4 protein-coding genes are annotated in these 11870 nt (G+C 74.3%); all 4 read left to right on the top strand.

What is annotated here, in order from left to right:
• Window positions 1-1320 (top strand): RICIN domain-containing protein (locus DMB66_RS11525; RefSeq protein ID WP_125804033.1); only part of this gene is annotated, 1320 nt, incomplete at its 5' end.
• Window positions 1321-1460: 140 nt separating this feature from the next.
• Window positions 1461-9374 (top strand): type I polyketide synthase, encoded by a 7914-nt coding sequence (locus DMB66_RS11520; RefSeq protein ID WP_125804032.1) that lies wholly within the window; start codon window positions 1461-1463, stop codon window positions 9372-9374.
• Window positions 9371-10822: an FAD-dependent oxidoreductase gene (locus DMB66_RS11515; RefSeq protein ID WP_125804031.1), complete on the top strand. Its 1452-nt coding sequence runs from the start codon at window positions 9371-9373 to the stop codon at window positions 10820-10822. The genes DMB66_RS11520 and DMB66_RS11515 overlap by 4 nt, the downstream gene beginning before the upstream one ends.
• On the top strand, window positions 10810-11838 hold the full coding sequence (locus DMB66_RS11510) for an FkbO/Hyg5 family chorismatase (RefSeq protein WP_125804030.1): 1029 nt from the start codon (window positions 10810-10812) through the stop codon (window positions 11836-11838). Before DMB66_RS11515 ends, DMB66_RS11510 begins: the two co-directional genes overlap by 13 nt.
• The last annotated feature ends 32 nt before the right edge of the window (window positions 11839-11870 follow it).

Genomic DNA, 11870 nt, shown 5'->3' with positions numbered 1-11870 from the left:
AACTTCAGCACCGGCACGCTCGTCGTGCAGGGCCTGAGCCAATCCGACAGCAACGCGACAGTGCGGGCCAAGGCCAACGCCATCTACGACGACATGGCCTCCACCATGGGGGTCAACACCGTCCGGCTGCCTATCAACACCCACACCGTGGCCAACACGACCTGGTGGAACGCCTACCGCGGCGCCATCGACGCCGCCACCGACCGGGGATTCAAGGTCATCCTCGCCTACTGGGAGGACGGCGCCGCCTCCGGCGGCAGGATCACGAACATCGCCGCGTGGAACACGATGTGGTCGAGCGTGACCAACACCTACGGCTCGAACGGCAACGTCTACTTCGAGCCGATGAACGAGCCGCACGGCTACGCATCGGCGGACTGGCGCAACGTCGCGGCGAACTGGCTCAGTTATCACACCTCGGCGGTGCCCGGCCGGGTGCTCATCGGCGGCACCGGCTACAGCCAGGACCTGCGGGACGTCTGCAACGACAGTCGCTTCAACTCGACCCTGCTGTCCTTCCACCACTACGCCTTCTTCTACAGCGCGATGACCTACGAGGCCTTCCGCAGCCACATTCAGACGCGCCTGGGCAACTGTGCCTCCCGTGCGGTCGCGACCGAGTTCGGCGCGCCGATGTCCACCGGCCTCAACTACGGCGACGCGGGCAGCGCCGACAACTTCGTGCGCCACATTCGCGCCATGGCCCAGGTCATGCGTGACAACCAGATGGGCGGCACGTACTGGCCCGCCCTCGGTGGCAAGCCGACCGAAAGCCTCGGCTACGACTATTACTCGATGTTCGCGCTGAGCGGCAGCGGCACCGATCTCAACTTGACCGTCCGCAACACGTCCGGCGCCGACCGGATCCGGTACGCCTGGGGTGACACCATCGGCGCGACCGGAACGGTCTACCGGATCAACGTGCGCCACAGCGGCAAGGCCATGGACGTCCAGTCGCCCAACACCGACAACGGTGCGCGCGTCGGCCAGTACACCTACGGCGGCAGCGCGTGGCAGCAGTGGCAGTTCGAGGACGCCGGCAGCGGCTACTGGCGCATCGTCAGCCGGCACAGCGGAAAATGCCTCGATGTGGTGAGCGCGTCAACCGCCGACGGTGCCGAGCTCGTCCAGTACACCTGTGGCACCGGCACCAACCAGCAGTTCCAGATGGTCGCCAACGGCAGCTACTTCCAGCTCCGGGCACGACACAGCAGCAAGTGCGTCGACGTGCCGGCGGCATCGACCGCGGACGGTGCGATCCTCAAGCAGTATCCGTGCAACACCGGCACCAACCAGCAGTGGTCCCGCACGGCCGTCTAACCGCGAAGACCCCTCGATCCCACGCTGGGTGAGCAGCCGTTCCCTGGTGGTCATGAATCGATCGCACTGGCAGCACTGTGCCAGGATCGTGGCCACATAGGACCACTCAAAGCGTGTGATCGAGGGGCGAACTCACTCCGATGGTGCAGCAGGATGCGATCCGGCCGATTCCGCAGCTGTTGCAGGACAACGCCCGGCGGCGCGGCGGTCGACTGGCGTTCGCCGACGACCACCGCCGGGTGACCTGGGGCGCCCTGGAGGAGCGGACCGCCCGGCTCGCGGCCGGCCTGGGCGCCGGGCGCGGCGACCGGGTGGCGTTCTGCCTCGGCACCGGCGTGGACCTGGTGGAGGCCGTCCTGGCTGCGGTGCGGGCCGCGGCGATCGGTGTTCCGCTGAGTCCACACTGCACGGATGCCGAGCTGACCGCCCTGCTCGCCGACTGCGCCCCGAGCGTGCTGGTCACCGACGAGCGGCGGCTCTCCCAGGTTCTCCGGGTGACTGCCGGTGGCCCGCCGGTCCGGCTGCTCGTGGCGGGGACCGGGCCGCTGCCGGCCGGCGCGCTGCGCCTGAGCGACCTGACCGCCACGGCCGGTGCGCCGCCGCGCGACGACCTGGGCCTGGACGAGCCGGCCTTCATGCTCTACACCTCGGGCACCACCGGTTCGGTCAAGGGCGCGGTCTCCACCCAGCGGGCGGCGCTCTGGTCCGCGTTCACCTGCTACGGCCCGGTGCTCGGGCTGACCAGCGACGACCACCTGCTCTGGCCGCTGCCGATGGCGCACAGCTTCGCCCATTCGCTGTGCGTTCTGGGTGTCACCGTGGCCGGCGCCAGCGCCCGGATCGTCGGCGAGCCCAGCCCGGCCCGGGTGGCCCGGCTGCTCGCGGAGGAGTCGCCGAGCGTCGTCGCCGGGGTGCCGGCGACCTACCGCCAGCTGCTCGACGCCGGCCCGGTGGCCGGGCCGGCGCTGCGGATCTGCCTGACCGCCGGCGCGGTCAGCGACCCGGCGCTGCGGGCCGGCGTCGAGGCGCTGCTCGGCGTCCCGCTGCTCGACTGTTACGGCAGCACCGAGACCTGCGGGATGATGGCCGTCGAACCGGCCGCCGGGCCCCGGGTCGCCGGCACCAGCGGCCCGCCCGCCCCCGGCGTCGAGGTCCGGCTGGTCGACACCGCGACGGGCGAGCCCGCGGCGACGGAGGGCGAGATCTGGGTCCGCGGCCCCAACCTGATGCTCGGCTACCACGGCCGGCCCGAGGCGACCGCCGAGGTGCTGACCGGCGGCTGGTACCGCACCGGCGACCTGGGCCGGCTCGACGGAACCGGGCACCTCAGCGTCGTCGGCCGGGTCAGCGACGTGATCATCCGCGGGGGGACCAACATCGACCCGGCGGAGGTGGAACAGGCCCTGCGGGCCCTGCCCGGCGTGGGCGACGCGGCCGTGGTGGCCCGCGCCCATCCGCTGCTCGGCGAGGTCCCGGTGGCCTTCGTCGTTCCGGTCGACGAGTCGACCGACCCGGCCGCCCTGCTGCGGGCCCTCGCGCGGGACCTGTCCGCGCACAAGGTCCCCGAGGAGATCGTCCTCAGCCCGGTCATCCCGCGTACGCCGTCCGGCAAGCCCCGCCGCCACCTGCTGCGCGAGGCGCTCGCGGCCGGTCCGGCGCCCGGTGTCACGGACCGGTTCGCCGGCCTGACCGCGGGTGAGCGCCGGGCCGCGCTGGCCGACCTGGTCCGTGCCGAGGTGGCCGCGCTCTGCGGCCCGGTCGGCGACCTGGGCACGGCGTTCGCGGATCTCGGCCTGACCTCGATGGGCGTGATGACCGTGTGGCACCGGCTCAGCCTGCGCACCGGCCTGCGGTTGCCGGCCACCATCCTGTGGGACCACCCCAGCCCGGCCGCGCTGGCGACCTACCTGGACGCCCGGCTCGCCGGGGACGCTCCGGGCGCGCCGAGCCGGCTGCCGAGGGCCGCCGCCGAGCCGATCGCGATCGTCGCGGTCGGCTGCCGCTATCCCGGCGGCGTGCGCACCCCCGAGGAGCTGTGGCGGCTGGTCGCCGACGGCGTGGACGCCACCAGCGAGTTTCCTGCCGACCGCGGTTGGGACGTCGACGACATCTACGACACCGACCCGGACCGGATCGGCAAGACCAGCACGCGCCGTGGCGGCTTCCTGCACGACGCCGCCGACTTCGACCCGGCCTTCTTCGGCATCTCGCCTCGTGAGGCCCTGTCGGCGGACCCGCAGCACCGGCTGCTGCTCGAAGTCGCCTGGGAGACCTTCGAACGCGCCGGGATCCCCGCGCCCAGCCTGCGCGACAGCGACACCGGGGTGTTCGTCGGGCTCATGCACGGCGACTACAGCCGCCGCCTGCACACCCACGAGTTCGAGGCGCACCTCGGCATCGGTTCCGCCGGGAGCCTCGCGTCCGGCCGCATCGCGTACGTGCTGGGCCTGCGCGGCCCCACCATGACCATCGACACCGCCTGCTCGTCGTCGCTCGTGGCGATGGACCTGGCCGCCAAGGCGCTGCGGGCGGGCGAGTGCAGCCTGGCCCTGGCCGGTGGCGTGACGGTGATGGCGACGCCGCAGTCGTTCATCGTGTTCAGCCGGCAGCGCGGCCTCGCCGCCGACGGCCGGTGCCGGTCGTTCGCCGCGGGCGCCGACGGCACCGCCTGGGGCGAAGGCGCAGGACTGGTGCTGCTGGAACGCCTGGACGACGCCCGGCGCCACGGCCACCCGGTGCTCGCGATCCTGCGCGGCTCCGCGGTCAACTCCGACGGCGCCTCCAACGGCCTCACCGCCCCGAACGGCGAGGCCCAGCGGGACCTGATCCGGCTCGCGCTGGCAGACGCGGGCCTGCGGCCCTCCGATGTGGATGTCGTGGAGGGCCACGGCACCGGCACGCGGATCGGTGACCCGATCGAGGCGAATGCGGTCCTCGCCACCTACGGCCAGGAGCGCGACCGGCCGGTCTGGCTCGGCTCGGTGAAGTCCAACCTCGGCCACACCCAGGCCGCCGCCGGCATCGCCGGCGTGATCAAGATGATCGAGGCGATGCGGCACGGGGAAATGCCCCGCTCGCTGTACGCCGAGGAGCCGTCGCCGCACGTCGACTGGGCCGGGGGAGCGGTGCGGCTGCTCGACACCGCGCAGCCCTGGCCGGGCGGTGAGCGTCCCCGCCGCGCCGCTGTCTCCGCCTTCGGCCTCGGCGGCACCAACGCCCACCTGATCCTCGAAGAGCCGGACGTTGTCGAGGTGCCGGCCGCCCCGGCCGAGCCGGCACCGGACGTTGTCGAGGTGCCGGCCGCCCCGGCCGAGCCGGCACTGGACGTCCCCGAGGCGCCGGGCGCCCTGGCCGAGCCGGCACCGGACGTCTCCGACGGGCTGGCGGCGGCTCTGCTCGCCGGGTGGGCCGGCGCGCCGTGGCTGCTCGGCGGTGCGGACGAGGCGGGCCTGCGAGCCCAAGCGGCCCAACTCGCCGACGGGCTGCCCGGATCATCCCCTCTGGACGTGGCCTATTCGCTGGCGACCGGCCGTGCCGCGCTCGGACACCGGGCGGCGGTGCGGGCCGGTCAACGCGACGGCCTGCTCGCCCTGGCGCGTGGCGTACCGCATGCGGCCGTGAGCCGGGCACCCACCCGGCGCGAACCGCGCCTGGCCTTTCTCTTCACCGGTCAGGGCGCGCAGCGCCTCGGCATGGGACGCGAGCTGGCAGCGGCCTTTCCACGCTTCGCCGAGACTTACGACGCGGTTTGCGCGGCCTTCACGCCCTACCTGGAGCGGCCGCTGCGCGAGGTGATCGACGGCGCGGATGCCGGGCTGCTCAACCGCACCGACTACGCCCAGCCCGCCCTGTTCGCCTTCGAGGTGGCGCTGCACGCACTCTACGAGGCGTGCGGCATCCGGCCGGACCACTTGGCCGGCCACTCGATCGGCGAGCTCACCGCCGCGCACGTCGCCGGCGTATTCTCCCGGCCCGACGCCGTCCGCCTGGTCGCCGCCCGGGGAAGGCTGATGGCCGCGCTGCCGGCCGGCGGCGCGATGATCGCCGTCCGGGCCACCGAGGCCGAGGCGGAGAAGCTCCTCGCCGAGGCCGGCGATCAGGTGTCGATCGCCGCGGTCAACGGCCCGGAGTCGATCGTGTTCTCCGGCGCCGAGGGCGCCGTGACCGCGCTGGCCGAGCGGCTCGGCGGCCGGTCCGACCGGCTGCGGGTGAGCCACGCGTTCCACTCGCCGCTGCTCGAACCGATGCTGGCCGGCTTCCGCGCCGTCGCCGAATCGGTTACCTACCACCGGCCGTCGATCCCGGTGTCGTGCGCCCTCGCCGGACCGGCCGACCTGGCCACCGCCGACTACTGGGTGCGGCACGCGCGCGAGGCGGTCCGCTTCGCCGACGCGGTGGCCGGCCTCGACGCGGCCGGTGCCACCGCTTTCGTCGAGATCGGCCCGGCCGCGGTCCTCGCCGTCCTGGCCGAGTCGTGCGTCGCCGCCGGCTCGACGGCGGTCTTCGTCCCCGGGACGGCCGGGCTCGCCGGATTCCTCGACGCCCTCGCGACCCTGCATGTGCACGGCGCTCCGGTGGACTGGCCGTTGGCGTACGCCGGCAGCGGCGCCCGCCGCCGCGACCTGCCGACGTATCCGTTCCAGCGGCAGCGCTACTGGCTGGACGCCACCCCGCGGGACGTCGAGGCCGGGGCACACCCGCTGCTCGGCGACCCGCAGCCGGCCGCCGACGGACCGCAGATCCGCCACTCCGGCCTGCTTTCCGCCATCCGCCAGCCCTGGCTCGCCGACCACATCATCGGCGACGACGTCATGGTCCCGGCCGCCGCGCTGGCCGAACTGGCTTTCCACGCGGCGTCCGACCCGGCCCTGCACGCCGGGTCGGACCTGGCAGGCCGCCCGGCCGCGACCTCGGATCCGGTGCCGGGTGGGCAGGCGGCCGGCGCGTCGGGGCGCACTGCCGTCCGGCTGGCCGAGCTGTCGCTGCGCAGCCCGCTGACCATCGCGGGCCCCACCGAGGTCCAGGTCGTCGTGGACGCACCGGACGGCACCGGCGACCGCCCGCTGACCATCTGGTCGCGGCCCGCCGGTTCGGCGGACCGGTGGATCAGCCACGCCACCGCGACGGTCACGGCCCCGACCGGCCGCGCACCCGCCGCGCCGGCCGCCTGGCCGCCGCCCGGCGTCCGGCCGGTCGCCGTCGACTACGCGCGGCTCGCCGACGCGGGCTTCCATTACGGTACGGCGTTCCGCGCGGTCACCGCGGTCTGGCGCGGGCCCGACGACGTGTACGCGGAGGTGAGCCTCCCGCCCGCGGAGGCCCTCGCGGCGGGCCGCTACGGCGTGCACCCCGCCCTGCTCGACGCGGCCCTGCACGCCAGCCTGCTGGCCGAACCGCCGGACCGGCTGCGGGTGCCGTTCACCCTCGGCGGCGTCGAACTGCACACCACCGGCGCGACCACCGTGCGGGTGGTGCTGTCCCCGATCGGCCCGGACGAGGCCCGGGTCACCGTCACCGACCGGTTCGGCCGCCCGGTCGTCACGATCGACTCGCTGGTCACCCGCAAGATCGACATCCAGGACGCGGCCGGTTCGGCCGCCCGGCGGTCGCTGCACCGCCTCGGCTGGATTCCGGCCCCGGCCACCCTGGGCGAAACTCCCTACGAGATCTTCCGCGCCGCCGCACCGGACGCCGGCACGCCTGGCGGCGACGCGCCGGCCCGGGCGCGGGCCATGCTCGGCAGCACGCTCGCCCGGCTCACCGACTGGCTCGTCGCCGACCGTCCGGGCCGACTCGTCGTGGTGACCGAGCGGGCCACCGGCGCCGACCCCGATCCGGCCGCCGCCGCGGTCTGGGGCCTGGCCGGCAGCGCCCAGGCCGAGCATCCGGGCCGCTTCACCGTTGTCGACCTGTGCGGCGCACCCGCCTCCGAGGCGGCCCTGCCCCGGGCGGCTGCCCTGGCCGAGCCCCGGGTCGCCGTACGCGAAGGCACCGTCCTCGCACCCCGGCTGGCCCTCGCCGGCCCGGCCGACGCCTCCCCGCCGGCGTTCGACCCGGCCGGAACGGTGCTGATCACCGGGGGGACCGGCGCCCTCGGCGCGATCCTGGCCCGCCACCTGGTCGCTGAGTACGGGGTACGCACCCTGGTGCTCGCCAGCCGGACCGGAACCGTACCCACCTGGGTGAGCGAGCTGGACGCGGAGATCACGGTCACCGCCCGCGACGTCGGCGACAGGGCGGCCGTCGACGCGCTGGTCGCCTCCTGCGGGCCGGCCCTGACCGCGGTGTTCCACCTCGCCGGGGTCCTCGACGACGGCGTGCTGGCCGCGATGACGCCCGAGCGGATCGCCACCGTCCTCGCCCCCAAGGCGGACGCCGCGTGGCACCTGCACGAGGCCACGGAGGGGCTGAACCTCGCGGCGTTCGTGCTCTACTCCTCGGCGTCCGGGGTGCTCGGCCGGCCGGGACAGGCCAACTACGCCGCCGCGAACGCCTTCATGGACGCCGTCGCGGCCCACCGCGCCGCCCGCGGCCTGCCGGCCCAGTCGCTGGCCTGGGGCCTGTGGGAAGCCGACGACGGCGGCATGTCCAGCCAGCCGGCGGCCGGACCGGCCCGGCGCGGGCTGACCGGCGACGGCATCCGAGCGCTCGCCGCGGGGCACGGCACGGAACTGCTCGACCGGGCGCTGCGCACCGCCGAGCCGCTGCTCGTACCGATCGCGATCGACGTGCCGGCCGCGACCGCGCCGCCGATCCTCAGCGGCCTGGCCCCCGCGAGGCCGGAGCCCGCGACCGAAGCGGCCCCGGCGCCCGGCGCCGCCGCGCCCGGTGCCGCCGCAGAGCTCAGCGGCTGGCGGGAGACGCTCGCGAAGCTCCCGGCGGACGACCGGATCGGGGTCCTGTCGACGCTGATCCACATCGAGATCGCCGCCGTGCTCGGCTTCGCGGACGCGGCCGCACTCGACCCCGGCCGGCACTTCACCGAGCTGGGCTTCGACTCGCTGGCCGCCGTCCAGCTTCGCAACCGGCTCAGCGCCTTCACCGGCGTACGCCTGAAAGCGACGATCGCCCTCGAACATCCGACGCTGGCCGACCTCACCGCGCACGTGTACGCGGCGCTGGCCGAAACCCTGCCGGCGGCCGAGGACGGCCCCGCCGCCGGGATCGACGCGCCCCGGCACTCGGAGCAACCCGCCGCGGTCGGCGAGCGGTTCACCGCCATCTACCACCGGGTGATCCGCGAACAGGGCGCGCCCGCGGCGATGGCGTTGCGCTACCTGGCCTCCTACGGACTGCCCACCTTCGGCGCCGAAGACCGGGCCCGGCACGCCCTCGCCCCGGTGCGCCTGGCCGCGGGGGAGCGGGACCGGCCGATCCTGATGTTCATCCCCGGCTATCTGGCCCTCCACGATCCGACCCCGGCCGGGCTGGGCCGCGCCCTCGACGGCGGCTACGACCTGCACATGCTGGCCCACCCCGGCTTCGGGGACCGGCGGGACATCCCGGACGGCGTGCCCACCCTGGTGCGGCTGCACGCCGACACGGTCCGCGCCCTCGCCGGCGACCGGCCGTTCGTGCTGATCGGCGACTCCGCCGGCGGCGAAGTCGCCCATGCCGTGGCCACCCACCTGACGGCCGAAGGCACCCCGCCCCGGGGCGTCATCCTGATCGACTCCCATCACGGCGCCGAGGGCCGCGACGACCAGCGGGCGCTCGCGCTCGTGACGGTCGACCGCAACCGGCCGGCGGAGTTGTTCGACGGCTTCTTCTCGGACGCCGTGATGATCGCCGGCGGGGCCTACGTGCGGATCTTCGAGGGCTGGGTGCCCGAACCGACGGGACTGCCGACCCTGCTGCTGCGCGCGGCGCCGACCCGGGAGATGCTCGAGATCGATCCGGACCGGGACTGGCGGCCGCACTGGCCGCTGCCGCACGACGTGGTCGACGTGCCCGGCGACCACTACACGACGCTGAACGCGGACGTCGCGACAACCGCGGCCGCCATCCAATCCTGGCTGCGCGACCAGGACACGCGAACGGGAGAATCCGGATGACCCAGCCGTACGATGTGGTGGTTGTCGGCGGTGGGCCGGCGGGGTCGACCGCCGCGACCGTGGTCGCGATGCGCGGCCACCGCGTGCTTCTCCTGGAGAAGGAGACGTTTCCGCGCTACCAGATCGGCGAGTCGCTGTTGCCGTCCACTGTGCACGGTCTGTGCCGGATCCTCGGCGTCGCGGACGAGGTGGCCCGGGCCGGCTTCACGCTCAAGCGCGGCGGCACGTTCCGCTGGGGCCGCAATCCGGAGCCGTGGCAGTTCGCCTTCGCCATGTCGCCGCGGCTGCCCGAGCCCACCTCGACGGCGTTCCAGGTCGAGCGCGCCAAGTTCGACGAGATCCTGTTGCGCAACGCCGCCCGGGTGGGCGTCGAGGTGCGCGAGGGCTGCCAGGTTCGCGGCATCCTCGAGGCAGACGGCCGGATCAACGGCGTCGAGTACGAGGCAGCCGACGGTTCCCGCCACACGGCGCGGGCCCGCTACGTGGTGGACGCCTCCGGCAGCACCAGCCGGATCCACGGCCGGGTCGGCGGGTCCCGGGTCTACTCCGACTTCTTCCGCAACCTGGCCGTGTTCGGCTACTTCGCCGGCGGCGCGCGGCTGCCCGAGCCGAACGCCGGCAACATCTTCTGCGCCGCCTTCGACGCGGGCTGGCTCTGGTACATCCCGCTGCGCGACAACCTGACCAGCGTGGGCGCGGTCATCGCCCCCGAGCACCGGGCCGCGGTGCGGGGCGATCCGCGGGCCGTCTGGCGCTCGATGATCGAGGCGTGTCCCGAGGTCGCGAGCAAGCTCGTCGGCGTGCCGGCCGCCACCGAGGCGCCCTACGATCAGGTGCGGGTCCGCAAGGACTACTCGTACTGGAAGCAGTCGTTCCACGTTCCGGGCATGCTGCTCGTCGGCGACGCGGCCTGTTTCGTCGATCCGGTGCTCTCCTCGGGCGTGCACCTGGCGACCTACGGCGCGCTGCTCGCCGCCCGGTCGATCAACGCCTGTCTGGCCGGTGCGGTGCCGGAGGAGCGCAGTCTCGCCGAGTTCGAGGCCCGCTACCGCCGCGAGTACGGCGTCTTCTACGAGTTCCTGATCTCCTTCTACGACATGCAGCGCGACGCCCGGTCGTACTTCTGGCAGGCGAAGCAGGTCACCGCGGTGGACGCCACCGAGACCGCCGCGTTCGCCGAGCTGGTCGGCGGCTTGCTGCCGGGGGAGGAGGGCGTCGGGGTCCGGTTCGCCGACGCGGCCGCCGACCTGGACCGCGCGGTGGGCCTGCTGGCCACGGCCGACGACCGGCGCAACCCGCTGTACACGTCGCGGACCGTCGACGAGACCTTCCGCCAGGGCCGCAACCTGCAGGAGGAGGCGCTCTACGGCGCGCCGCTGGACGACACCGACCCGCCGGTCCCGGGCGGGCTCCCGCTGGCCAAGGACGGCCTCGGTTGGCGAAGCTGACCTGCCGGTTCGACGACCCGGCCACGATCGCTCACCCGCTTGGCGTGGTCCGATACACCGCCGCCGGGGCCCCGCCGTCGATCCGGGGCGGGCGCCCGGCGCTCGACGTGCACCTGGTCCGCGACCCGGCGCACGCCGTCACCGAGGTGTGGACCAGCGGCCGGCCGGTGACCGCCGACGTCCGCGACGGCATCGCCATCGGCCACGACGGCGAATACGCCTTCTGCGCCGGCCGGGTGCCGCCCGCCGCCCGGTACGCGCCCGGCGTCCGGCGGGCCTACCTGCGCGCGTTCGGCGCCCTGGCCCGGCTCGACTACCCGCACGTGTTCCGGATGTGGAACTTCGTCGGCCGGATCAACGAGCCCAACGCCGACGGTCTGGAGATCTACCGCGACTTCTGCCGCGGCCGGGCCGAGGCCTTCGACGCGTCGCCGCTGCCCCGCGACCTGCTGCCCGCGGCCACCGGGGTCGGCTCGCACACCGACGGGATCGCCTTCTTCCTGCTGGCCCGTCGCGCTCCCGGGCACGTCGCCGTCGAGAACGACCGGCAGGTCCCCGCCTACCGCTACCCCGAGCGGTACGGGCCGCGGTCGCCCAGTTTCGCCCGGGCCAGCCGGCTGCCGGACGGCCCGCTGCTCATCTCGGGCACCGCGAGCATCCTCGGTCACGCCACGGCGCACCCGGGCGACGTCGCCGCCCAGTGCCGCACCACCCTGGACCATCTGACCACGCTCGCCGGCGACCTGCGCGCGTTGCGGACCGTCAAGGTGTACGTCCGGCACGCCCGGGACCTGGCGGCGGTGCGCCGGGAGTGCGCGGTGGCGTTCGGCGACGAGGTCGCCTACCTGGTCACCGACCTGTGCCGACCCGACCTGCTGGTCGAGATCGAGGGCGTCGCACCACATCGAACGGATCCTGAGGTTCGCGGCGGGTGGCGGAGTGCACGCCTCGCACAGCAAGATGCACAAATTGCTGGGTCCGATGCGTGCGGGTACGGCGATAAGCTACGCGCATAACCGGGGAGAGCCATGGTCGGCATGGGATCGCC

This window comes from Actinoplanes sp. ATCC 53533 (assembly GCF_003947245.1).
Note: the sequence above shows the minus strand (reverse complement) of the source record. Positions and strands in the feature narration are given on the sequence as shown.